At 53.5% G+C, this 22914-nt stretch carries 22 protein-coding genes; 13 read left to right on the top strand and 9 right to left on the bottom strand.

The features are described from left to right. Positions 1–2 precede the first annotated feature (2 nt). From ACMWJS_RS12600 to ACMWJS_RS12575, 6 genes are all read right to left on the bottom strand, one after another. Positions 3–329, bottom strand: coding sequence for a cytochrome o ubiquinol oxidase subunit IV (locus tag ACMWJS_RS12600; RefSeq protein WP_006176899.1), 327 nt, complete (start codon positions 327–329; stop codon positions 3–5). Then, positions 329–943, bottom strand: coding sequence for a cytochrome o ubiquinol oxidase subunit III (locus ACMWJS_RS12595; protein WP_008503324.1), 615 nt, complete (start codon positions 941–943; stop codon positions 329–331). Before ACMWJS_RS12595 ends, ACMWJS_RS12600 begins: the two co-directional genes overlap by 1 nt. Continuing rightward, positions 933–2924, bottom strand: a complete 1992-nt coding sequence (cyoB, locus tag ACMWJS_RS12590; protein ID WP_014168864.1) for a cytochrome o ubiquinol oxidase subunit I — start codon at positions 2922–2924, stop codon at positions 933–935. The genes ACMWJS_RS12595 and cyoB overlap by 11 nt, the downstream gene beginning before the upstream one ends. A 16-nt stretch (positions 2925–2940) precedes the next feature. After that, positions 2941–3888 (bottom strand): cytochrome o ubiquinol oxidase subunit II, encoded by a 948-nt coding sequence (gene cyoA / locus ACMWJS_RS12585; protein WP_008503322.1) that lies wholly within the window; start codon positions 3886–3888, stop codon positions 2941–2943. A 479-nt stretch (positions 3889–4367) separates the two neighbouring features. Then, the gene (ampG, locus tag ACMWJS_RS12580) at positions 4368–5843 is read right to left on the bottom strand and encodes a muropeptide MFS transporter AmpG (protein ID WP_223540076.1); all 1476 of its coding nucleotides are present in this window, start codon (positions 5841–5843) and stop codon (positions 4368–4370) included. A gap of 46 nt (positions 5844–5889) precedes the next feature. Beyond that, positions 5890–6468, bottom strand: coding sequence for a lipoprotein (locus tag ACMWJS_RS12575; protein WP_028017643.1), 579 nt, complete (start codon positions 6466–6468; stop codon positions 5890–5892). Positions 6469–6773: 305 nt separating this feature from the next. Between ACMWJS_RS12575 and bolA the strand changes: the two genes are divergently transcribed. The 11 genes from bolA (at position 6774) to ACMWJS_RS12520 (ending at position 17853) form a co-directional block, all read left to right on the top strand. Then, positions 6774–7091 carry a transcriptional regulator BolA gene (gene bolA, locus ACMWJS_RS12570; RefSeq protein ID WP_021241655.1) on the top strand — a complete coding sequence of 106 codons (318 nt, stop codon included), beginning with the start codon at positions 6774–6776 and terminating at the stop codon, positions 7089–7091. Between the two features lie 330 nt (positions 7092–7421). Further along, complete coding sequence (gene tig / locus ACMWJS_RS12565; RefSeq protein WP_414747148.1) at positions 7422–8720, top strand: trigger factor; 1299 nt, start codon at positions 7422–7424, stop codon at positions 8718–8720. Positions 8721–8980: 260 nt separating this feature from the next. Then, positions 8981–9604 (top strand): ATP-dependent Clp endopeptidase proteolytic subunit ClpP, encoded by a 624-nt coding sequence (clpP, locus tag ACMWJS_RS12560; RefSeq protein ID WP_008503317.1) that lies wholly within the window; start codon positions 8981–8983, stop codon positions 9602–9604. A 126-nt stretch (positions 9605–9730) separates the two neighbouring features. Continuing rightward, a complete protein-coding gene (gene clpX, locus ACMWJS_RS12555; RefSeq protein WP_045909778.1) occupies positions 9731–11005 on the top strand; it encodes an ATP-dependent protease ATP-binding subunit ClpX in 1275 nt (424 codons plus the stop codon). A gap of 182 nt (positions 11006–11187) precedes the next feature. Next, a complete protein-coding gene (gene lon / locus ACMWJS_RS12550; RefSeq protein WP_023334706.1) occupies positions 11188–13542 on the top strand; it encodes an endopeptidase La in 2355 nt (784 codons plus the stop codon). A gap of 210 nt (positions 13543–13752) precedes the next feature. After that, entirely contained in the window at positions 13753–14025 is a 273-nt protein-coding gene (gene hupB, locus ACMWJS_RS12545; RefSeq protein WP_002444653.1) for a nucleoid-associated protein HU-beta, read from the top strand. Positions 14026–14237: 212 nt separating this feature from the next. Beyond that, positions 14238–16109 carry a peptidylprolyl isomerase gene (gene ppiD, locus ACMWJS_RS12540; RefSeq protein ID WP_045909777.1) on the top strand — a complete coding sequence of 624 codons (1872 nt, stop codon included), beginning with the start codon at positions 14238–14240 and terminating at the stop codon, positions 16107–16109. Positions 16110–16257: 148 nt separating this feature from the next. Next, positions 16258–16638, top strand: coding sequence for a helix-hairpin-helix domain-containing protein (locus ACMWJS_RS12535; RefSeq protein ID WP_414747147.1), 381 nt, complete (start codon positions 16258–16260; stop codon positions 16636–16638). 99 nt (positions 16639–16737) lie between these two features. Continuing rightward, positions 16738–17136: a YbgC/FadM family acyl-CoA thioesterase gene (locus tag ACMWJS_RS12530; protein WP_024906822.1), complete on the top strand. Its 399-nt coding sequence runs from the start codon at positions 16738–16740 to the stop codon at positions 17134–17136. Positions 17137–17183: 47 nt separating this feature from the next. After that, positions 17184–17537 (top strand): type II toxin-antitoxin system RelE/ParE family toxin, encoded by a 354-nt coding sequence (locus ACMWJS_RS12525; RefSeq protein WP_069720235.1) that lies wholly within the window; start codon positions 17184–17186, stop codon positions 17535–17537. Further along, a complete protein-coding gene (locus tag ACMWJS_RS12520) occupies positions 17524–17853 on the top strand; it encodes an addiction module antidote protein (protein ID WP_047061240.1) in 330 nt (109 codons plus the stop codon). The genes ACMWJS_RS12525 and ACMWJS_RS12520 overlap by 14 nt, the downstream gene beginning before the upstream one ends. Before the next feature lie 2 nt (positions 17854–17855). Here the strand turns inward: ACMWJS_RS12520 and queC are convergent, their stop codons facing one another. Both queC and ACMWJS_RS12510 read right to left on the bottom strand, forming a co-directional pair. Beyond that, a complete protein-coding gene (gene queC, locus ACMWJS_RS12515; RefSeq protein ID WP_008503311.1) occupies positions 17856–18551 on the bottom strand; it encodes a 7-cyano-7-deazaguanine synthase QueC in 696 nt (231 codons plus the stop codon). A 66-nt stretch (positions 18552–18617) separates the two neighbouring features. Continuing rightward, a complete protein-coding gene (locus ACMWJS_RS12510) occupies positions 18618–20318 on the bottom strand; it encodes an SgrR family transcriptional regulator (protein ID WP_262778668.1) in 1701 nt (566 codons plus the stop codon). 101 nt (positions 20319–20419) lie between these two features. Between ACMWJS_RS12510 and cof the strand changes: the two genes are divergently transcribed. Further along, positions 20420–21238 (top strand): HMP-PP phosphatase, encoded by an 819-nt coding sequence (cof, locus tag ACMWJS_RS12505; RefSeq protein WP_414747146.1) that lies wholly within the window; start codon positions 20420–20422, stop codon positions 21236–21238. A 42-nt stretch (positions 21239–21280) separates the two neighbouring features. Here the strand turns inward: cof and ACMWJS_RS12500 are convergent, their stop codons facing one another. Next, a complete protein-coding gene (locus ACMWJS_RS12500; protein ID WP_048030096.1) occupies positions 21281–22327 on the bottom strand; it encodes a PLP-dependent cysteine synthase family protein in 1047 nt (348 codons plus the stop codon). A gap of 115 nt (positions 22328–22442) precedes the next feature. Here ACMWJS_RS12500 and ACMWJS_RS12495 point away from each other — a divergent pair, with 115 nt between their 5' ends. Then, on the top strand, positions 22443–22901 hold the full coding sequence (locus tag ACMWJS_RS12495; protein WP_008503307.1) for an Lrp/AsnC family transcriptional regulator: 459 nt from the start codon (positions 22443–22445) through the stop codon (positions 22899–22901). Positions 22902–22914 lie beyond the last annotated feature (13 nt).

The raw sequence follows: 22914 nt of genomic DNA, 5'->3' as shown, positions 1-22914 counted from the left end.
TCTTAGTGAACCATCATGTTGTAGTTGAGGTTCCACATAATCCAGATGGAACCGACTACCAGGATAGCGATGATAATCACGGTAAAGATAAAGGCGGTCATGTTCCAGCCTTCATCGGACTTGGTGTTCATGTGCAGGAAGCAAACCAGATGCACCAGAATCTGAATCACCGCGGTCACCAGGATTGCACCCAGGATAACCGGCTTAGACGCAGAACCGCTCATCACCATCCAGAACGGGATCACCGTCAGGATGATCGACAGGATGAAACCTGTCATGTAGGTTTTTACGCTGCCGTGGGAAGCGCCATGATCGTTAGAATGACTCATTACATCGCCCCCATCAGATAGACAACAGAGAACACACAGATCCACACCACGTCCAGGAAGTGCCAGAACAGGCTCAGGCACAGGATACGGGTACGGTTAGTACTGGTCAGGCCGCGACGGGAGATCTGGAACATCAGTACTGCCATCCAGATCAGACCGGAGGTCACGTGCAGACCGTGGGTGCCGACCAGCGCGAAGAACGCGGACAGGAAGCCACTGCGATCCGGGCCGAAGCCTTCCATGATCAGGTGATGGAATTCATAGATTTCCATCCCGATAAATCCAGCACCAAACAGCCAGGTCAACGCCAGCCAGGACACAACCTGGCTCTTGTTGTTTTTGTACATGGCGATAGCCGCCATGCCGTAGGTGATGGAGCTGAATAAGAGCAGTGCGGTTTCAACCAGAACGAACGGCAGTTCAAAGATGTCCTTGCCGGTCGGGCCGCCCGCTGTGCCGTTCACCAGAACGGCATAGGTCGCGAACAGACAGCAGAACAGAATGCAGTCGCTCATCAGGTAGATCCAGAAACCGAAGACTTTGGTCGGTCCTGTATCGTGGTGCGCATGCTCATGCGCGTGGGCAGTTGAGTGCGCCAGAGTATCAGTTGCCATTTTTCAGCCCCGCTTTAGAAATCTCGTCGAAATGCTGATTTTCCAGCTTCTCAACTTCACGGACTGGTACGTAGTAGTCCACGTCCTCGTCAAAGCTCTTCACAATCCAGCTGATTACGATGCCAGCGAAGCCAACAATCGCCATCCACCAGATGTGCCAGATCATTGCGAAACCAAATACCGTTGCGAAAGCGGCAATCACGATGCCCGCACCGCTGTTTTTCGGCATGTGGATCTCTTCGTAATGAGCAGGTTGCTTGTACGCTTCACCTTTTTCTTTCATTTCCCAGAATGCGTCGCGTTCATGAACCTGCGGCACGATGGCAAAGTTATAGAAAGGCGGTGGAGAAGAGGTCGCCCACTCCAGCGTACGGCCACCCCATGGGTCACCGGTCAGGTCACGGTTCTGGTCGCGGTCGCGAATAGACACGTAGAACTGAATCAGCTGAGATGCGATACCACAGGCAATCAGCACGGCACCGCCCGCTGCAACCATCAGCATTGGGTGGAACTGCGGATCGATCTGCTGGCTCAGACGACGGGTCATACCCATGAAGCCCAGCACGTACAGCGGCATAAATGCCACGAAGAAACCGATGATCCAGAACCAGAACGCGCGTTTACCCCATTTCTCGTTCAGCGTGAAGCCGAACGCTTTTGGCCACCAGTAGGTTACGCCAGCGAAGCAGCCGAAGACCACGCCACCGATGATAACGTTATGGAAGTGCGCAATCAGGAACAGACTGTTGTGCAGAACGAAGTCAGCACCCGGTACCGCCAGCAGTACGCCGGTCATCCCACCTACGGAGAAGGTCACGATGAAGCCGATGGTCCACAGCATTGCTGAGTGGAACACGATACGGCCCTGGTACATGGTGAACAGCCAGTTGAAGATCTTCACCCCGGTCGGGATGGCGATAATCATGGTGGTAATACCGAAGAAGGCGTTTACGTTCGCGCCCGCACCCATGGTGAAGAAGTGGTGCAGCCAAACGATGAACGACAGAACGGTAATACACACGGTTGCCCACACCAGAGAGGTGTAACCAAACAGACGTTTACGCGAGAAGGTTGCTGCGATTTCGGAGAACACACCGAACACAGGCAGAACCAGGATGTACACTTCCGGGTGACCCCAGGCCCAAATCAGGTTGATGTACATCATCATGTTGCCACCCATATCGTTCGTGAAGAAATGGGTGCCCAGGTAGCGGTCCAGGGTCAGCAGCGCGATGGTGACGGTCAGGATTGGGAAGGAGGCAATAATCAGGATGTTGGCGCACAGAGATGCCCAGGTAAATACCGGCATCTTGAACATGGTCATGCCAGGGGCACGCATCTTGATAATGGTCACGAAGAAGTTGATACCGGTCAGGGTTGTACCGACACCGGAGAGCTGAAGCGCCCAAATCCAGTAGTCGACGCCAACGCCCGGACTGTACTCAATTCCTGACAGCGGTGGGTAAGCCAGCCAGCCGGTCTGCGCGAATTCGCCCACACCCAGTGACAGGTTAACCAGGATAACGCCGACAACCGTGAACCAGAAGCTCAGGTTGTTCAGGAACGGGAACGCCACGTCGCGCGCGCCGATTTGCAGCGGAACGACAACGTTCATCAGACCGATAACCAGCGGCATCGCCACGAAGAAGATCATGATAACGCCGTGGGCGGTAAAGATCTGATCGTAGTGGTGCGGTGGCAGGAAGCCGGCTTCACCCGCAGAGGCGAGTGCCTGCTGGCTACGCATCATGATTGCATCCGCAAAGCCACGAATTAACATGACGATACCGACGATGCAGTACATGATACCGAGTTTTTTGTGGTCAACCGAAGTCAGCCACTCGTTCCACAGGTAGCTCCACTTACCGAAGTAAGTGATTAAGGCCAGTAAGGCCGCGCCACCAATGATAATTGCAGCCACCGTAACCACGATAATCGGTTCATGGTAGGGCACTGCATCCAGTGTCAATTTTCCGAACATTTTCTTCCTCGGCCCCTTAGTGAGCGGTTTCCGCGTGGCTCATGTCCATGCCTTCCATACCTTCGTGCGCGCTGTGCTCGCCTTCAGGCTGGGTCATGTCCATGCTCTTGCCGTGATCCATAAATTTGCCAATCACATCTTTGAACAAATCGGGTTTCACGTTAGAGAAGTACTCCACCTTGTTGTATTCGCTAGGTGCAGCCACTTTTTCGAACGCCGCCATGTCAGACATGGTGTTTGGAGACTGCTTCGCTTTTTCAACCCACTGGTCGAAAGCGGCACGGTCTGGCGTTGCAATAGCTTTGAACTTCATACCTGAGAAGCCCGGGCCGCTATAGCTGGCGGAGATACCATCATAGGTGCCTGCTTCATTCGCGATCAGGTGCAGGTTAGTCTGCATACCGGCCATCGCGTAAATCTGGCTACCCAGACGTGGGATGAAGAAGGAGTTCATTACGGAGTTGGAGGTCACTTTGAACTGAACCGGAGTGTTCGCCGGGAAGGCGATTTCATTCACGGTAGCAATACCCTGCTCTGGATAGATGAAGAACCATTTCCAGTCCATGGAGACCACTTCGATGGTAATAGGTTTTTCATCGTGAACCAGCGGCTTGCTCGGCTCAAGTGCGTGAGTGGTTTTCCAGGTCAGTACGGCAAGGAACAGGATGATCAGGATAGGTACCGTCCAGACCACAGCTTCCACTTTATTGGAGTGTGACCAGTTCGGGCTATACTTCGCATCTTTATTGCTCGCACGATACTTCCAGGCGAAACCAACAGCCATCAAAATGGCTGGAATAACCACAATCAACATCAGGCCAAAAGCCGTCAATATCAGTGAACGTTGTTCCAGTCCAATCTGTCCTTTGGGGTCTAGTAGTGCAGAATCACAGCCACTGAGTAATACAGTGCCTGCGAATAATGACAACCATCCCAAACTTTTATTGTATTTCCTGAGTCTCATTTAACGACCTCAATTCCACGGGAGTCTGGTGGCGTTTAAAGTGTGCGGGCATTTTACGGGAAGGTTACATTACTGTAAACATCATTAGGCCTGTGTCAGGAAGGTGTTACCGGGTTCTGCCGCACGTGTCACAAGTGTTGCAAATTATGTCGGTTTTTATGACCGAAGCCGCATGAGATGGGCTTTATAACGAAAGGACCCCCAAGCATACCCTAAAAGGGGCAATTGGTATAACCATTGTTAAAAATAAACAAAAAATTAACAATTAATTATCAATAAAAAGACATCTAAAAAACGAAAAATCAAACTATCACATGCTGAATCGTTTAATGAAAAATAGCGTTTTGGAACCGGAGCCAATAATTTCCAAATCCTATCCCGCACAAAACAACAAATATTTTTTTTCGTCGCTGGTGGCTATTTCACCGTTATAATTTCGGTTAGTGATTACAACGGGAAATAACCTTTCGTATTTTTCTTCAGGTCAGCTGCGTTTTACGCAACGCCATGAAATCGAGCAGACCCCCGGTCAGGATCCCAACGATGGCCAGCAGGGCACCGGCGTCCAGCAGAAGGGCCCCGAACGGGAGTGCCAGAGACGTGCTGGCATTAATAATGAGCACCACAAGCCAGAGTGCCAGCGCAATGCAGCCCACCATTAACAGTCGTAACGCAAAACGGTAGGCGCGGTGATATTCGGTGCGCGGCATAAAGTGTTCGGTCCGCTGGGTATATTCCAGCGTCTGGCGACACACCAGCAACAATAAAATCCCCGGCACGGCAGCCACGACCGAGAAGAGATAAAATGTTGGCCAACCGTGGGCTTCCACGAACCAGCCGGCAATCGGGCCTACATAAACGCGGCCTACGGCAGAGAGCGCCGAGAGCAGAGCGAACTGCGTAGCGGAAAATGACTTGTTGCACAGGGTCATCAGCAGGGCGACAAAGGCCGCTGTCCCCATACCGCCGCAGAGATTTTCAAAAAATACCGCCGCAGCCATGCTGATTGTATGTTTGTCGGTAATCGACAGCAGCCAATAGCCTGCGTTAGAGGCGCCTTGCAGAATGCCGAAGATCAGCAGCGCGCGGAACAGCGTCAGGCGCTGCATCAGCACGCCGCCATACAGTGCCCCGACAATGGTCGCAAACAGCCCCAGCGTTTTATTCACCACGCCCACTTCACCGGCGTCAAAGCCGACACCCCTGATCAGGAAGGTGGTGGTCAGGCTCATGGCAAAAGCGTCACCCAGCTTATAAAGGACGATAAGCAGCAGGATCAGCCAGGCGTTGTTGCGGCCAAAGAAGTCACGCAGCGGTTCGGCGACGGCCTGCTCCAGCGAGCGGGGAACCGGGATAACGTCACTCGGTTCAGGCGCCAATAGCGTCGCGATAATGCAGGGGATCAGCAGAGCAGCCATCAGCCAGTACATCCCCTGCCAGCCTAAGTAACGGTCTGCCAGCCACAGCGCCAGCCCTCCGGAGACCAGCATCCCGAGGCGATAGCCCAGCACGCTAATGGCCGCACCGGCACCGCGTTCTTCCGCTGGTAACACGTCCGTCTTCCAGGCGTCGAACACGATATCCTGAGAGGCGGAACAGAAGGCAATCACCACCGCAAGCGCGGCCATCCAGCGCAGCTGCGTGGCGGGTTCAAGAAAACCCATCGCCGCAATGGCCAGCAGCAGCAGGAGCTGCGTCATCACCAGCCAGCCGCGACGACGCCCGAGGAAAGGCGGCGTGTAACGATCCATGACCGGAGACCACAGAAATTTGAATACATAGGCCTGACCCACAAGCGAGAAGAAGCCAATGGTTTTCAGATCGATGTTCTCGACCGTCATCCACGCCTGAAGCGTGCCGGAGGTGAGCGCGAGGGGTAAACCCGAGGCAAAGCCGAGGATCAGCAGAATCGCTGATTTCGGTTGCTGGAAAATGCGTAAGTAATGGCTGGACATGTTCTTATAAAACTGACCCGGCGATAGACCGGGTCAGCGGGCAGGATTAACGCGCGTTCTGCTTGATGAAGTCGTGAATGCTGGTGTCCTGCGCCATGTCGGAAATGGTATCCGTCAGCACGCTGTTAACCGCATCAGCAATATTTTTATTCGATGCCTGGAACGCGCCTTCTACAGAGTAGCTCGCACGATAGTTCTTGGTCATCTTGTTACCGTTCTTCGCGGTCGCGATGATGGCGATATCCGCTTTGGTGGCGATGTTGTAGCGCACGTTGCCCTGAGACACATCAGCGTACAGGTTGTTCACGATGATCTGCAGATCCACCGCGCCGCTTGGGCCAACCATATAGCCACGGGAGGTCATCTGTTTCTCCAGCACTTCCTGCAGCAGGAAGCGCAGGTCGCGGGAGGCGGTGAGCGTCACCTGCTGGTTATCGCGGGTCACTTTAGCCAGAGCCTGATCCTGACGCTGATCGGCGCCGTTAATGCTCACGGTGACGCCCATCAGGCTTGGATCCTGCTGAGGCAGGGTGATTTTCGGTGAGACATCAATGGTGGTCGGCGGGGTAGCGCAGCCTGCCAGCATAAAAAGGGCTACCAATGGAAAGAAGAGTTTTTTTAACATTTTAAGGTTCTCACGAATCGTAAGCATAATAGAGAGAAAAATTGCCGCCATCATAACATCGCCAACGGTCAGGGGAAGTGGTCAACGCATGTAAATTCATCGTCTTGTCCGAAAACTGACCAGCTCACCCATTTTCTCCTTCCACGGATGACAAAAGGTATGAGCCTCACAGTGAACTTCATTCGTTTAAATGAGAAAATCAGACGAAAGCTAAATATTTGTTGTCAAGGTGTAATGGAAACGGTAAAAGCGGCTAATATTTAAAGGGATGGGTGACATCCTGGCGTTGTCGGAGGAGTAATTTCATGATGATACGTGAGCATATAGAAGATAAATTAAGGGCAGCGTTCAACCCTGTGTTCCTCGAAGTCGTCGACGAAAGCTATCGTCATAACGTACCGGCAGGTTCTGAAAGCCACTTTAAAGTGGTTCTGGTTAGCGATCGCTTCACGGGAGAACGTTTCCTGAACCGACATCGCTTGATCTACAGCACTTTGACGGAAGAGCTCTCCACGACCGTGCATGCGCTGGCACTGCATACCTACACCATTAAGGAATGGGAAGGCTTGCAGGATACGGTTTTCGCATCGCCGCCCTGTCGCGGTGCAGGCACTATCGCCTGATAAATCGGATTTGCAACGGCTGGAGCTTTTCCAGTATGTTGCTTACAGATTTCCTCAAAACGGCCTCCGGGCCGTTTTGTTTTGTCTGAGTTTTGAGCGGATGGTGCGATTTTAAGGCTAAAAATAGCCTTAAAGTGTGAAAAAAGCCGCAGCAACATGCCCCAACCGTTCTCGACTCACCTAAGTGATGCCGCTATAATGCCGCGTCTTATTGAATGTCTTCGGGATGATTCTGGCGACAGGGAATGTGAATCTGCACTAAGAGAGCATCCCGGTATAACAGACAGATTCAGAGTTGACCGAGCACTGTGATTTTTTTGAGGTAACAAGATGCAAGTTTCAGTTGAAACCACTCAAGGCCTTGGCCGCCGTGTAACGATTACTATCGCTGCTGACAGCATCGAAACTGCTGTGAAAAGCGAGCTGGTCAACGTAGCAAAAAAAGTACGTATTGACGGCTTCCGTAAGGGCAAAGTACCAATGAATGTTGTTGCTCAGCGTTATGGCGCTTCCGTGCGTCAGGATGTGCTGGGTGAACTGATGAGCCGCAACTTTATCGATGCGATCATCAAAGAAAAAATCAATCCGGCCGGTGCGCCAAACTACGTTCCAGGCGAATACAAACTGGGCGAAGACTTCACCTACTCCGTAGAGTTCGAAGTGTACCCGGAAGTTGAGCTGAAAGGTCTGGAATCTATCGAAGTTGAAAAACCGATTGTCTCCGTGACTGACGAAGACGTTGACGGCATGCTGGACACCCTGCGTAAGCAGCAGGCGAACTGGAAAGAGAAAGAAGGTGCTGTTGACTCGGAAGACCGTGTGACCATCGACTTCACCGGTTCTGTAGACGGCGAAGAGTTCGAAGGCGGCAAAGCGTCTGACTTCGTACTGGCAATGGGCCAGGGTCGTATGATCCCAGGCTTCGAAGACGGTATCAAAGGCCACAAAGCGGGCGAAGAGTTCACCATCGACGTGACCTTCCCTGAAGAGTACCACGCTGAAAACCTGAAGGGTAAAGCAGCGAAATTCGTGATCAACCTGAAGAAAGTGGAAGAGCGCGAACTGCCAGAACTGACTGAAGAGTTCATCAAACGTTTCGGCGTGGAAGACGGTTCTGTTGCTGGCCTGCGTACCGAAGTGCGTAAAAACATGGAGCGCGAGCTTAACGGTGCTGTGCGCAACCGCGTGAAGTCTCAGGCGATCGAAGGTCTGGTGAAAGCCAACGAAATCGACGTTCCTGCTGCCCTGATCGACAGCGAAATCGACGTTCTGCGCCGTCAGGCTGCACAGCGTTTCGGTGGCAACCAGCAGCAAGCGATGGAACTGCCACGCGAGCTGTTCGAAGAGCAAGCGAAACGTCGCGTTGTGGTTGGCCTGCTGCTGGGCGAAGTGATTCGTACCCACGAGCTGAAAGCTGACGAAGAGCGTGTGAAAGGCCTGATCGAAGAGATGGCTTCTGCATACGAAGATCCATCAGAAGTGATCGAGTTCTACGGTAAGAACAAAGAGCTGATGGACAACATGCGCAACGTAGCCCTGGAAGAGCAGGCGGTTGAAGCGGTACTGGCGAAAGCGAAAGTGACCGAAAAAGCGACCTCTTTCAACGAACTGATGAACCAGCAGGCGTAATTTCGCCCCAACGGTTTAAAGTTTGAACAGAAAACCCGTTGCCTTGCGGCAGCGGGTTTTTTTTATCGCAGCCAGAGCCCAGGAAGAGTGCTAAAACGCCCTTTCGGTGTTAGCGTAACAACAAAAGGTTGTTATGCTTGAAATAGGGCACTGTGAACCCCATAAGTACGTAATCATGATGAATGAGACTGGCTGATAATCCGTCCGTAAGGTTACAATCAGTACAGCAGGTGTTTTCAATTTTGATCCAGGAGACGGAAATGTCATACAGTGGCGAACGAGATAACTTTGCACCCCATATGGCTCTGGTGCCAATGGTTATTGAACAGACCTCACGTGGTGAGCGTTCTTTTGATATCTATTCCCGTCTGCTCAAGGAACGCGTTATCTTTCTGACCGGCCAGGTGGAAGACCATATGGCTAACCTGATCGTGGCGCAGATGCTGTTTCTGGAAGCGGAAAACCCGGAAAAAGACATTTACCTGTACATTAACTCCCCGGGTGGCGTGATTACAGCAGGGATGTCCATTTATGACACCATGCAATTCATCAAACCGGATGTCAGCACGATCTGTATGGGTCAGGCAGCATCTATGGGCGCGTTCCTGTTAACCGCAGGGGCGAAGGGTAAGCGTTTCTGCTTGCCAAATTCCCGCGTGATGATTCACCAGCCGCTGGGCGGTTACCAGGGGCAGGCGACGGATATCGAAATCCACGCCCGCGAAATTCTGAAAGTAAAAGCGCGCATGAATGAACTTATGGCGCAGCATACGGGTCAACCTCTCGAGCAGATCGAGCGCGATACCGAGCGCGATCGCTTCCTCTCTGCTTCAGAGGCAGTTGAGTACGGCTTAGTCGACTCCGTGTTGACCCATCGTAATTGATGCCCGCGACGCGAGTGTGCCGCTATACTAAGGTAGGGCGGCACGCTGCTTGATGCAGCTTGCGTCTTAGAATGGCATTTGCGTCGTCATGTGCGGCACAAAGAACTTAAAAAGAGGTTTGGACTCATGACAGATAAACGCAAAGATGGTTCGGGCAAACTGCTGTACTGCTCTTTTTGCGGCAAAAGCCAGCATGAAGTGCGTAAACTGATTGCCGGGCCGTCCGTGTATATCTGCGACGAATGTGTCGATTTATGTAACGACATCATTCGCGAAGAGATTAAAGAAGTCGCACCGCACCGTGAGCGCAGCGCGCTGCCAACGCCGCATGAAATTCGTCATCACCTTGACGACTACGTCATCGGTCAGGAGCAGGCCAAGAAAGTGCTGGCGGTTGCGGTCTATAACCACTACAAACGCCTGCGTAACGGCGACACCAGCAACGGCGTAGAACTGGGTAAAAGTAACATTCTGCTGATCGGCCCAACCGGTTCCGGTAAAACGCTGCTGGCTGAAACCCTGGCGCGTCTGCTTGATGTTCCGTTCACCATGGCGGATGCCACCACCCTGACCGAGGCCGGTTATGTGGGTGAGGACGTCGAAAACATCATCCAGAAACTGCTGCAGAAGTGCGATTACGACGTACAGAAAGCCCAGCGCGGGATTGTTTACATCGATGAGATCGACAAGATCTCCCGTAAATCCGACAACCCGTCCATCACCCGTGACGTATCGGGTGAAGGCGTACAGCAGGCACTGCTGAAGCTGATCGAAGGTACGGTAGCCGCCGTTCCACCACAGGGTGGTCGTAAACATCCTCAGCAGGAGTTCCTGCAGGTTGATACCTCCAAGATCCTGTTCATCTGTGGCGGTGCGTTTGCCGGTCTGGATAAAGTCATCTCCCACCGTGTTGAAACCGGCTCTGGCATTGGTTTTGGCGCAACGGTGAAATCGACGGCTGAAAAACCGAACGAAGGCGAGCTGCTGTCTCAGGTTGAACCGGAAGATCTGATCAAATTCGGTCTGATCCCTGAGTTCATCGGTCGTCTGCCGGTTGTGGCAACGCTGAATGAGCTGAGTGAAGACGCGCTGATCCAGATCCTGAAAGAGCCAAAAAATGCGCTGACCAAGCAGTATCAGGCGCTGTTCAATCTGGAAGGCGTTGACCTGGAATTCCGCGACGAAGCGCTGGATGCCATTGCCAAAAAAGCGATGGTCCGTAAAACCGGTGCTCGTGGTCTGCGTTCTATCGTTGAAGCGGCACTGCTCGACACCATGTACGATCTGCCGTCGATGGAAGACGTTGAGAAAGTGGTGATTGACGAGTCCGTCATCAGCGGTCAAACCAAGCCGCTGCTGATTTACGGTAAACCGGAAGCCCAGCAGGCATCTGGCGAATAATTCACCAAATCATACAAGCAGTTAATCAAAAAGGGGGGATTTTATCTCCCCTTTACTTTTTCCGTATTCATAGCGTTGAATGTGTGGGAAACATCCCCATATACTGGATACATGTTAATGGTTATGTGAAGCACAGTGACATGACCAGCTTACCTGGCGGACACTAACTAAGAGAGAGCTCTATGAATCCTGAGCGTTCTGAACGCATTGAAATCCCCGTATTGCCGTTGCGCGATGTGGTGGTTTATCCGCACATGGTCATACCCTTATTTGTAGGGCGGGAAAAATCTATCCGTTGCCTCGAAGCCGCTATGGATCATGATAAAAAAATCATGCTGGTGGCGCAGAAAGAAGCATCAACGGATGAGCCGGGTGTAAACGATCTTTTCACCGTCGGGACCGTGGCCTCTATTTTGCAGATGCTGAAGCTGCCTGACGGCACCGTGAAGGTGCTGGTTGAAGGCCTGCAGCGTGCGCGTATTACCACTCTGTCAGACGACGGCGAACATTTCTCTGCCAAGGCAGAGTACCTTGATTCGCCTGAACTTGATGAGCGCGAGCAGGAAGTACTGGTTCGCACCGCGATTAGCCAGTTTGAAGGCTACATCAAGCTGAACAAGAAAATCCCACCAGAAGTGCTGACGTCGCTGAACAGCATCGACGATCCTGCACGTCTGGCGGACACCATCGCTGCACATATGCCGCTGAAGCTGGCTGACAAACAGTCTGTGCTGGAAATGTCCGACGTTAACGAACGTCTGGAATACCTGATGGCGATGATGGAGTCTGAAATCGATCTGCTGCAGGTTGAGAAGCGTATTCGCAACCGCGTGAAAAAGCAGATGGAAAAATCTCAGCGTGAGTACTATCTGAATGAGCAAATGAAGGCCATTCAGAAAGAACTGGGCGAGATGGACGATGCGCCGGACGAAAACGAAGCGCTGAAGCGTAAGATCGACGCGGCCAAGATGCCGAAAGAGGCGAAAGAGAAAGCCGAAGCCGAGCTGCAGAAGCTGAAAATGATGTCTCCAATGTCGGCTGAAGCGACCGTTGTACGCGGCTACATTGAGTGGATGGTGCAGGTTCCGTGGAACGCCCGCAGCAAGGTCAAAAAAGACCTGCGTCAGGCGCAGGAAATCCTCGATACCGACCACTACGGCCTGGAACGCGTGAAAGACCGCATTCTTGAGTACCTCGCGGTACAAAGCCGTGTAAACAAAATCAAAGGCCCAATTCTGTGCCTGGTAGGACCGCCTGGGGTGGGTAAAACCTCTCTGGGTCAGTCCATCGCTAAAGCGACCGGACGTAAGTATATCCGTATGGCGCTGGGTGGCGTGCGCGATGAAGCGGAAATCCGCGGTCACCGCCGTACCTACATCGGTTCTATGCCGGGTAAACTGATCCAGAAGATGGCGAAAGTGGGCGTTAAAAACCCGCTGTTCCTGCTGGATGAGATCGACAAGATGTCGTCGGACATGCGTGGCGATCCGGCGTCAGCCCTGCTGGAAGTGCTTGATCCAGAACAGAACGTGGCGTTCAGCGATCACTACCTGGAAGTGGACTACGACCTGAGCGACGTCATGTTCGTGGCGACGTCGAACTCCATGAACATTCCGGCTCCGCTGCTGGACCGTATGGAAGTGATCCGTCTCTCCGGTTACACCGAAGACGAGAAGCTGAACATTGCTAAACAGCACCTGCTGCCGAAACAGATTGAGCGTAACGCGCTGAAAGCCAACGAGCTGACCGTCGAGGACAGCGCGATTATTGGCATCATTCGCTACTACACCCGTGAAGCGGGCGTGCGTAGCCTTGAGCGTGAAATCTCTAAACTGTGCCGTAAGGCGGTGAAACAGTTGCTGCTGGATAAGAGCCTGAAACACATTGTGATTAACGGCGATAATCTGCATGCTTATCTCGGTGTTCAGCGCTTCGACTACGGTCGCGCGGACAACGAAAACCGCGTTGGCCAGGTGACCGGTCTGGCATGGACGGAAGTGGGCGGCGATCTGCTGACCATCGAAACCGCCTGTGTACCGGGTAAAGGTAAACTGACCTACACCGGCTCGCTGGGTGAAGTGATGCAGGAGTCCATCCAGGCGGCGCTGACCGTGGTGCGCGCGCGCGCGGAGAAACTGGGGATCAACCCTGATTTCTACGAAAAACGCGACATCCACGTGCACGTACCTGAAGGGGCGACGCCGAAAGATGGTCCAAGCGCGGGTATTGCCATGTGTACCGCTCTGGTTTCTTGCCTGACAGGGAACCCGGTGCGTGCCGATGTGGCGATGACCGGTGAGATTACGCTGCGTGGCCAGGTTCTGCCGATTGGCGGCTTAAAAGAAAAACTGCTGGCGGCACATCGCGGTGGGATCAAAACCGTATTGATCCCTTACGAAAATAAACGCGATCTGGAAGAGATTCCGGACAACGTGATTGCCGACCTGCAGATTCATCCTGTTAAGCGAATTGAGGAAGTTCTTAGTCTCGCATTGCAGAATGAACCGTCAGGAATGCAGGTTGTAACCGCAAAATAGTGACCTCGCGCAAAGAGCGTCAATAAAAACAAGGCTGGTAAGTCATTTCGCACTTGCCAGCCTTTTTTTGTATAGCTAATTTAGATTGCTGATTAGGTCAGCCATCAACAACGGGTGTTGTAAGGTCATGGCAGGCCTGATATAACTGCTGCGCGGTCGCGTTGTGAAGGATTCAGGCGCGATATAAATTATAAAGAGAGGAAGAGAACAGTGAATAAATCTCAACTGATTGACAAAATTGCTGCTGGTGCTGATATTTCTAAAGCTGCAGCTGGACGTGCGTTAGATGCATTAATTGCTTCTGTTACTGAATCTCTGCAGGCTGGGGACGACGTTGCACTGGTAGGCTTCGGTACTTTTGCTGTTAAAGAGCGTGCTGCCCGTACTGGCCGCAACCCTCAGACCGGTAAAGAGATCACCATTGCTGCCGCTAAAGTGCCGGGTTTCCGTGCAGGTAAAGCGCTGAAAGACGCAGTAAACTGATTGCTTTCCCGTTTCAGGGAAGCCGGATAGTACAAGGGCGCATCGTTTGATGTGCCTTTTTTGTTTGTCCAGACCTGATTTGTGCGAGTTTATGCGAGTTGTGGGCTGACAATCGCCCCGTTTTCTTGTCACAATACGACTTTACGCGCGACGGGCAGGATTTTCCGTCAGCGTCAGGTAACCAGTCACCTACAGCGGAGTGTTGTTACACCATGATGGACAGCTTACGCACGGCTGCTAACAGTCTCGTGCTCAAGATTATTTTCGGTATCATTATCGTGTCGTTCATATTGACCGGCGTGAGCAGTTACCTTATTGGCGGTGGCGCGAACTATGCCGCAAAAGTGAATGGCCAGGAGATCAGCCGCGGTCAGTTCGAGAATGCTTTTGCCGGTGAACGTAACCGTATGCAGCAACAGCTGGGCGACCAATTCTCTGAACTGGCAGCGAACGAAGGGTACATGAAGACCCTGCGCCAACAGACTCTGAACCGTCTTATCGACGAAGCGCTGCTGGATCAGTATGCCAAAAAACTGGGCCTTGGCATCAGCGATGAGCAGGTGAAAAAAGCCATTTTCTCCACGCAAGCCTTCCAGTCTAACGGTAAATTCGACAACGCGCGTTACAACAGCATCGTCAACCAGATGGGGATGACGGCCGATCAGTACGCGCAGGCTCTGCGTAACCAGCTGACCACTCAGCAGCTCATCAATGCCGTTGTCGGCACTGATTTCATGCTCAAAGGTGAAACGGATGAACTGGCCGCGCTTGTGGCACAGCAGCGCGTTGTACGTGAAGCGACCATTGATGTGAACGCCCTTGCCGCGAAACAGCAGGTGAGCGACGCTGACGTTAACGCTTATTACGAGCAGAACAAGAATACCTTTGTTTCTCCAGAGCAGTTCCGTGTGAGCTACATCAAGCTGGATGCTGCCGCGCTGCAGGAAACCGCGTCTGACGCGGAAATCCAGTCTTACTATGACCAGCATCAGGATCAGTTCACACAGCCGCAGCGTAACCGCTACAGCGTGATTCAGACCAAAACCGAGGCGGATGCCAAAGCGGTACTGGATGAGCTGAACAAAGGCGCTGATTTCGCGACCGTCGCGAAAGCGAAATCCACCGACATTATCTCTGCGAAAAACGGCGGCGATATGGGCTGGCTGGAAGACGCGACCACGCCGGACGAGCTGAAAAATGCCGGCCTGAAAGAGAAAGGCCAGCTGTCTGGCGTCATTAAATCTTCCGTAGGTTTCCTGGTCGTGCGTCTGGACGACATCACCGCGGCGAAAACCAAGCCGCTGGCTGAGGTTCGCGACGATATCGCGGCGAAAGTGAAACAGGAAAAAGCGCTGGATGCCTACTATGCGCTGCAGCAGAAGGTGAGCGATGCTGCCAGCAACGACAACGAATCTCTGGCGGGTGCCGAGCAGGCGGCTGGGGTGAAAGCGGTTGAGACGGGCTGGTTTGGCCGTGACAACCTGCCGGAAGAGCTGAACTTCAAACCGGTTTCAGATGCCATCTTCAACGGTGGTCTGGTCGGCGAGAACGGCACGCCGGGCAGTAACTCTGACATCATTACCGTCGATGGCGATCGTGCGTTTGTGCTGCGCGTCAGCGAGCACAAGCCAGAAGCGGTCAAACCGCTGGCGGAAGTGAAAGATCAGGTCGTCGCTCAGGTTAAGCACAACAAAGCGGAACAGCAGGCGAAGCTGGATGCTGAGAAGATTCTGGCCGATCTGAAAGCGGGTAAAGAGGATGCGCTGAAAGCGGCTGGCCTGAGCTTCGGTGAAGCGAAAACGCTGAGCCGTACCGGTCAGGATCCAATCAGCCAGGCCGCGTTTGGCCTGACTCTGCCTGCGAAGGACAAGCCAAGCTTCGGTACTACCACCGATGCGCAGGGTAACGTCGTTCTGCTGGCGCTGGATGAAGTGAAAGCCGGTACCCTGCCAGACGCGCAGAAGAAGGCGATGGTCCAGGGGATTACCCAGAACAATGCTCAGATTGCCTTCGAAGCCATGATGAGCAACCTGCGTAAAGATGCCAAAATTAAGCTGGGCGACATCATCACTCAGCAGCAATAATTACGTATCTGCTCGCAGATTTTCGTAACGCTCTGCAATAACTAAAGGCCGCTTTCGCGGCCTTTTCCATTTCTGCACTCTGCTGTTTGTGCCGGTTTTCTCGGGCGGCTATCGTGACGGGGCTGTCAACAAACAAGGAGATAACAGCATGAAATGTGGAATCAAAGCACTGTTAATTACGCTGGCTATTGCCACCACCGGGATGAGCGCGGGGGCGCTGGCGGCGACGCCTGCCGCCAAACAACAGACGACACAGAGCAAATCCGACACAGCGACGCCGGCGCAAGGGCAGACTAAAGCGATCGAAGCCGGTAAAAATGCGGACGATGATGGTACGCGGGTCAGCATCAATTCAGCCTCTGCCGAGGATCTCGCCCGCGTGATGAATGGCGTCGGACTGAAAAAAGCGCAGGCTATCGTCAGCTATCGTGAAGAGTATGGTCCTTTCAAAACGGTCGACGATCTCAAACAGGTTCCGGGCATGGGGAGCGCGCTGGTTGAGCGCAACCTCTCACACCTGACGTTGTAATCACGCAATTTCTTGCACTGCGGCAAAAATTTGCCAGGATAAAGAGGTCATACCAGTTATGACCTCTCATCCTACAATAACAGTAAAGGCTATTGCGCTATGCAGACAAAAATCAAAGTACGCGGTTTTCACCTCGACGTTTACCAGCATGTGAACAATGCCCGCTACCTGGAGTTTCTTGAGGAAGCGCGCTGGGACGGGCTGGAAAACAGCGAAAGCTTTCAGTGGCTGACCGCGCACAACATCGCGTTCGTGGTCGTCAATATCAACATCAACTACCGTCGTCCGGCCGTGCTGGGCGATGTACTCACGGTGACCAGCCAGGTGCAGCAGATCAATGGCAAAAGCGGCGTGTTAAGCCAGGTGGTGACGCTCGATCCCGAAGGGCAGGTGGTCGCTGATGCGCTGATTACTTTTGTCTGTATCGATCTGAAAACGCAGAAAGCGCTGCCGCTGGAAGGGGAATTGCGCGAAAAGCTGGAGCTGATGATCGCGTAGGAATTTGTCTTTTATAAAAGACAAAAAGGTTTTTCAGGGATAGAATAATGGACAGGGACTACGTTGTTGAACGTTACCGGACCCGTGACGGGAAAGTGCCGTTTGAGGAGTGGGTAGCCAGAATGAATCGAAGGGATCCGGATACAGTTTTCCGGATCCTTATGCGGATCAACCGTGCAATAAAACGTAATTTTGGCGATTACAGATACCTCAGGGAAGGTGTTTGGGAGATGCGAGTCGACAGTGGCCCCGGCTACAGAATCTATTTTGCAGTAGAGAATCGGCAGGTTTTATTGTTACTTATCGGTGGTGACAAAAAGAGCCAAAAAGCGGATATCAAACTGGCAATAGATTACTGGAAAGATCATCAAATAAAAGGACAATCGAATGAGCGCCACTGAACGAAAATATTCGAGTTCTGTTAGCCATCATGATGCTGTTGTGAAAATGCTACGAGAGAATCCTTCCTACGCTCAGCGTTATTTGCAAACAGCCCTGGAAGAAATCTATGAAGACCAGGGGATCCCTGCCTATCTCATTGCACTCCGCCAGGTTATCGAAGCACGAGGTGGCATCGGAGAAATTTCTGCTAAAGCAGGCCTGTCTCGTCAGCAGCTATACCGAACCTTATCAGACAACGGCAACCCAACGCTGACAACGCTGATGAAAGTCACCCGTGCTGCCGGCGTGAAACTGTTCGACAGCACGGTTAAGTAGCCCTATTTTAGCCCGGTTTTTTTCTGCATAGCGGCCATCACGCCGGCTTTATCGGCCAGATAGTGATTCAGCCCATTCGCGCGCAGATTACAGGCGGCGCACTGGCCGCAACCGTCGCCTTTGATGCCGTTATAGCAGGTGAGGGTTTCGCTGCGAACCAGGTCCAGCTTGCCCCAGTAGTCCGCCAGCGCCCAGGTTTCGGCTTTATCCAGCCACATCAGCGGGGTTTCAAAGCGCGTCTCTTTCGCCATCCCCAGATTGACGGCGTGGTTTAACGCCTTCACGAACTCATCACGACAGTCCGGGTAGCCGGAGAAATCTGTTTCACACACGCCCGTGATCACCGCTTCGGCTTTCACCTGGTAGGCGTAGATCGCCGTCAGGGTCAGGAAGAGGATATTACGGCCCGGCACGAAGGTATTCGGAATGCCGCTGGCATCGGGTTCGTAGTCCGGGACGGGAATACTGTCCCGGGTGAGGCTACTCACGGCCAGTTCATTTAACAGCGTAACGTCCAGCACCTTGTGCGCGCGTGCGCCCAGTTTCAGGGCCAGTTCACGGGCAACGTCGATCTCAGCGCGATGACGCTGACCATAATCGAAAGTCACACAGTGAACTTCATCGTACTGATGAAGAGCCTGAACCAGGCAGGTAGTAGAATCTTGTCCTCCGCTGAACACGACGACGGCACGTTTCATAAATCATCTCGACTGTTACGGTAAAAACGTTATGTTACCGTCTGACCACGACGGCGACCAGCTTCTTCACGCTTTGGGAGCGGGCAGCCAGGCTTCGGTAAAGTCAAACCAGCCGCGGGTGTTGAGGCGTATGCCATTGACACCCGGCGGGGCGCTGATCTGGTATTGATAATTGAACAGTGGGGTGATCACCGCCTTTTCCATGAGTCCTGAGAAAATGGCCCTGAGCCCGGCATGTCTGGCCTGCTCATCGGACTGAGTCTGTACCGCATCCAGCGTGGCCTGCAGATGGGCATATTGCGGCGCGCTCAGCAGGTGTGGCCAGAGGGCATCACAGCGTAGCCACTGCTCAAGCGTATATTCCGGCGCTTCGCCAATCAGCCTGTCACCCATCATGAGATCCGCGTCCGCCAGTTGCTGGCATCCGTCCCAGGTTTTTGCGTCGTGAAAGATAACCGTTAGCTCGCAGCCCTGCTGTGCAAGGTACTGTTTTAGCTGACGCGCCATCGTGTGCAACTCAACCGGCAAATGGTAAATCAGGGTTAAGGTCTCCGGCAGGGGGACATGTGCCAGATCCGACCACTGAGGGATCGCCCATCCGGGCAGTAGCTCCTCTGTTGGGGTAATCAGCCCCTCGTTAAGCGGTAGCGTATGCAGAAGCGATGAGAGATGAATGATGTTGATGAGCCGTCGTGCCTGCATTTCACTCAGCCGCGGGCTTTGCTTCAGGGTGAGATAGCAAAAGCCAAGACTGGTACTGTTCGTCACCAGGCGCAGGCTTTCAAGTTCATCCGGCTCGCCAATGGCGATCTGTACCGGATGGCGACAGCTGGTACCCAGCCCATAGTCAAACAGCGTCGGTGTGATCCAATATTCGATAGCCTTAAGCAGCGGGTGGCTGAGATGGTACTGCTCGTGGCTTTCCAGACGGACAAGATCGGGCTCATATACGCTTAACCTGAAGGGGCCGCAGCCCGTCATGGGCTGTTCGGGATGTCCAAGCCGGCTACAGTAGGTGGCCAGGCGGTGTGCCAGCCAGTAGTCCGGCTGGTGCAGCGTGAACGTCAGACACTGAGGGTGGGTGACGTCAATGCGCAGGACGCTCTGGAACAGTTTACGCAGGGCGGGCAAGGCAAAAAGCGCATTCAGGCTTTGCTGAAGCTGTCCGGTTTCGACCTTATCGCCGTTATGCCAGTGTAAGGTGGAACGAATATAAAAATGCCAGCGCAAACCGTCCGCCGACACCTCCCAGTGATGGGCAAGGTCGCCAGTCGGTTCACTGCTGTTGCCGTGAAAGCGCGTCAGTCCTGAAAAGATCTGTCCTGCCAGATGCTGTTCCGCCCGACCGGGTAAAAAACCCGGATGAAGCGGATCCAGCGAGCGGTAATAGGGGATGCGCAGCGTTGGCGTATCGTTTTGCCACTGCCCGCCTAAAAAGGGATGCAGCAATGATCGCAATGCGTCGGGGGCGAGCTGGGCCAGCTCAAGCACGTTGTGCTGTTCTCCCCGCCTCAGCGCCTCCTCCATCATGGTATTGCGCAGAGATTCAGGCGCGACATGGAACGTCAGTTCACCCCGTTTACCGCGGCCGGACTGCGCTCGCCAGCTCAGCCAGCCCGCCTCCTGTGCCTGACGCAGCAGCGTTCGGACATGCCGCTCGCTGCAAAAACAGCGGGCGGCCAGCTCGCTGATGGTGACCTGTTGCGTTGCACCCTCGGAAGGCTGCCAGAGCCGGTGATACTGATTAAGTCGATTGAGCTGGCGCATGCTAAACCCGGAACAATAATTATCATCTTTTCACTATTACTTCCGTATATCTCACACGATACTGTTGCACAAGTTAACCGCATCACATTTCGGGAGTAATCATGGCTCGGCTCGCTGCATTTGATATGGACGGTACGCTGTTAATGCCGGATCACCGTTTAGGGGAGAAAACCCTGAACACGCTGAAGCGTCTGCACGAGCGTAATGTCACCCTGACGTTTGCCACTGGCCGCCATGTGCTGGAGATGCGCCACCTGCTGGGCGCGTTTTCCCTCGACGCCTTTCTGATCACCGGCAACGGGACGCGAATTCATTCTGTAGAAGGTGATGTGCTGCACCGACAGGATCTCAACCCGGAAGTGGCGGACATCGTGCTGCACAGTACCTGGGACACGCAGGCCAGTATTCACGTGTTCAACGATCGGGGCTGGTTTACCGGAAGCGACATCCCGGAATTATTGCACGCGCATGTGTATAGCGGTTTTACATATCAGCTTATCGATCTGCGTCGGATCCCCGCCCATGCGGTGACCAAGATCTGCTTCTGCTGCGATCACGACGATCTCTGTCGCTTACGGATTCAACTGAATGAGGCGCTGGGTGACCGGGCACACCTGACCTTCTCGGCGGTGGATTGCCTGGAAGTGCTGCCGGTGGGCTGTAACAAAGGTTCCGCTCTGGCGGTGCTGAGCGACCACCTGGGATTAACGCTGCAGGAGTGTATGGCGTTCGGCGACGCCATGAACGACCGCGAAATGCTGGGTAGCGTAGGTCGCGGTCTGATCATGGGGAATGCGATGGCGCAGCTGAAAGCAGAACTTCCCCATCTGCCGGTTATTGGTCACTGCCGTAATGAAGCGGTGTCCCATTTTTTGACGCATTGGCTGGACAATAACAACCTCCCATATTCCCCCGAATAGTGAGACCCTTCCAGCAAGCCAGACTTCGGTCTGGCTTTTTTTTTATTTCAGCAGCTGCGCAATCTGCGCTTTCCAGGGGGCGATGTCACCGATGTTAGCCTGCACCCACTCCGCATTGTAGTAGGTATCAAGGTAACGCTCGCCGCTGTCGCACAGCAGCGTGACGATGGAACCGCTGCGGCCCGCTTCGCGCATGCGTGCGGCAAGCTGCAGCGCGCCCCACATATTGGTGCCCGTCGAGGCACCCACTTTGCGGCCCAGCTGCGTCTCCAGCCAGTGAGCAGTGGCCACACTGGCGGCATCCGGCACGCGCATCATCTCGTCCACCACGTCGGGGATGAAAGAGGGCTCGACGCGCGGACGACCAATGCCTTCAATTTTGCTGCCTACCGGGCTGCGCAGGTCGGCATCGCGGTTTTGCCAGTAGTCGAGGAACACGGAGTTCTGGGGATCAACCACCATCAGCTGGGTATCGTAGCCCTGACAGCGGATGTAGCGTCCGATCGTGGCTGACGTGCCGCCGGTACCGGCGCTCATGACAATGTAGGACGGAACCGGATGCGGTTCGTGGGTCATCTGGCGGAAGATACTGTCGGCAATGTTGTTATTCCCGCGCCAGTCCGTCGCGCGCTCGGCGAAGGTGAACTGGTCCATATAGTGGCCGTTCAGCTCACGGGCCAGCATTTCGGAGGCGGCGTAGATTTCGCAGGCGCTTTCCACAAAGTGGCAGCGACCGCCGTAAAATTCGATCTGCTCGATTTTGCGTTTTGCGGTGCAGGAGGGCATCACCGCGATAAACGGCAGACCCAGCAGGCGGGCGAAATAGGCTTCGGATACCGCCGTTGAACCGGAAGAGGATTCAATAATGGTGGTACCCTCTTTAATCCAGCCGTTACATAAACCGTATAAAAACAGCGAGCGCGCCAGGCGATGCTTCAGGCTGCCGGTAGGATGGGTGCTTTCATCTTTCAGATAGAGCTGAATGCCGTCAAATCCCGGCAGGGAAAGGCGAATCAGGTGCGTATCCGCCGAGCGCTGATAGTCGGCATTGATTTCGCTGATCGCATGTTTAACCCAGGTGCTATTCATCGTCGTTATCCGTTTGTCATTTTGTGCCTAGCATAGCGAAAAGCACAGAAAAAATTGTTGCTATCTGGCCTTTAAAATAGAATGAAGGGAGAAAAATTTTCTCTGTGAGGTGGGTATGCTAGATAAAATTGACCGCAAGCTCCTTTCATTGCTGCAAAGTGACTGTACCCTCTCTTTGCAGGCGCTGGCAGATGCCGTTAATCTGACCACCACCCCGTGCTGGAAGCGTCTTAAGAAGCTGGAAGATGACGGCATTCTTCTGGGGCGCGTCGCGCTGTTAGATCCCGAAAAACTGGGGCTTGGGTTGACGGCATTTGTGCTGATAAAAACCCAGCATCACAGCAGCGAGTGGTATTGTCGCTTCGTCACCCAGGTGTCTGAGATGCCCGAAGTGCTCGGTTTCTGGCGCATGGCCGGCGAGTACGATTACCTGATGCGCGTCCAGGTGGCCGACATGAAGCGCTATGATGACTTCTACAAGCGGCTGGTGAACAGCGTGCCGGGGTTATCGGACGTCACCTCAAGCTTCGCCATGGAACAGATTAAATACACCACAGCATTACCTATTGAATAACTTCGTAAAATAC

This window comes from Enterobacter sp. HK-058-C-ECC (assembly GCF_047531125.1).
In the GTDB taxonomy this organism is placed as follows: domain Bacteria; phylum Pseudomonadota; class Gammaproteobacteria; order Enterobacterales; family Enterobacteriaceae; genus Enterobacter; species Enterobacter quasiroggenkampii.
Note: the sequence above shows the minus strand (reverse complement) of the source record. Positions and strands in the feature narration are given on the sequence as shown.

What these genes read in the sequence shown, in the direction of transcription:
- ACMWJS_RS12595 (WP_008503324.1), bottom strand. Translation starts at nt 943, where the DNA reads ATGGCAACTGATACTCTGGCGCACTCAACTGCCCACGCGCATGAGCAT.
- ACMWJS_RS12525 (WP_069720235.1), top strand. Translation starts at nt 17,184, where the DNA reads ATGGACAGGGACTACGTTGTTGAACGTTACCGGACCCGTGACGGGAAA.
- ampG (WP_223540076.1), bottom strand. Translation starts at nt 5,843, where the DNA reads ATGTCCAGCCATTACTTACGCATTTTCCAGCAACCGAAATCAGCGATT.
- queC (WP_008503311.1), bottom strand. Translation starts at nt 18,551, where the DNA reads ATGAAACGTGCCGTCGTCGTGTTCAGCGGAGGACAAGATTCTACTACC.
- lon (WP_023334706.1), top strand. Translation starts at nt 11,188, where the DNA reads ATGAATCCTGAGCGTTCTGAACGCATTGAAATCCCCGTATTGCCGTTG.
- cyoA (WP_008503322.1), bottom strand. Translation starts at nt 3,888, where the DNA reads ATGAGACTCAGGAAATACAATAAAAGTTTGGGATGGTTGTCATTATTC.
- tig (WP_414747148.1), top strand. Translation starts at nt 7,422, where the DNA reads ATGCAAGTTTCAGTTGAAACCACTCAAGGCCTTGGCCGCCGTGTAACG.
- ACMWJS_RS12530 (WP_024906822.1), top strand. Translation starts at nt 16,738, where the DNA reads ATGCAGACAAAAATCAAAGTACGCGGTTTTCACCTCGACGTTTACCAG.
- ACMWJS_RS12575 (WP_028017643.1), bottom strand. Translation starts at nt 6,468, where the DNA reads ATGTTAAAAAAACTCTTCTTTCCATTGGTAGCCCTTTTTATGCTGGCA.
- ACMWJS_RS12535 (WP_414747147.1), top strand. Translation starts at nt 16,258, where the DNA reads ATGAAATGTGGAATCAAAGCACTGTTAATTACGCTGGCTATTGCCACC.
- ACMWJS_RS12495 (WP_008503307.1), top strand. Translation starts at nt 22,443, where the DNA reads ATGCTAGATAAAATTGACCGCAAGCTCCTTTCATTGCTGCAAAGTGAC.
- ACMWJS_RS12600 (WP_006176899.1), bottom strand. Translation starts at nt 329, where the DNA reads ATGAGTCATTCTAACGATCATGGCGCTTCCCACGGCAGCGTAAAAACC.
- cyoB (WP_014168864.1), bottom strand. Translation starts at nt 2,924, where the DNA reads ATGTTCGGAAAATTGACACTGGATGCAGTGCCCTACCATGAACCGATT.
- ACMWJS_RS12520 (WP_047061240.1), top strand. Translation starts at nt 17,524, where the DNA reads ATGAGCGCCACTGAACGAAAATATTCGAGTTCTGTTAGCCATCATGAT.
- clpP (WP_008503317.1), top strand. Translation starts at nt 8,981, where the DNA reads ATGTCATACAGTGGCGAACGAGATAACTTTGCACCCCATATGGCTCTG.
- ACMWJS_RS12500 (WP_048030096.1), bottom strand. Translation starts at nt 22,327, where the DNA reads ATGAATAGCACCTGGGTTAAACATGCGATCAGCGAAATCAATGCCGAC.
- ppiD (WP_045909777.1), top strand. Translation starts at nt 14,238, where the DNA reads ATGATGGACAGCTTACGCACGGCTGCTAACAGTCTCGTGCTCAAGATT.
- bolA (WP_021241655.1), top strand. Translation starts at nt 6,774, where the DNA reads ATGATGATACGTGAGCATATAGAAGATAAATTAAGGGCAGCGTTCAAC.
- clpX (WP_045909778.1), top strand. Translation starts at nt 9,731, where the DNA reads ATGACAGATAAACGCAAAGATGGTTCGGGCAAACTGCTGTACTGCTCT.
- cof (WP_414747146.1), top strand. Translation starts at nt 20,420, where the DNA reads ATGGCTCGGCTCGCTGCATTTGATATGGACGGTACGCTGTTAATGCCG.
- ACMWJS_RS12510 (WP_262778668.1), bottom strand. Translation starts at nt 20,318, where the DNA reads ATGCGCCAGCTCAATCGACTTAATCAGTATCACCGGCTCTGGCAGCCT.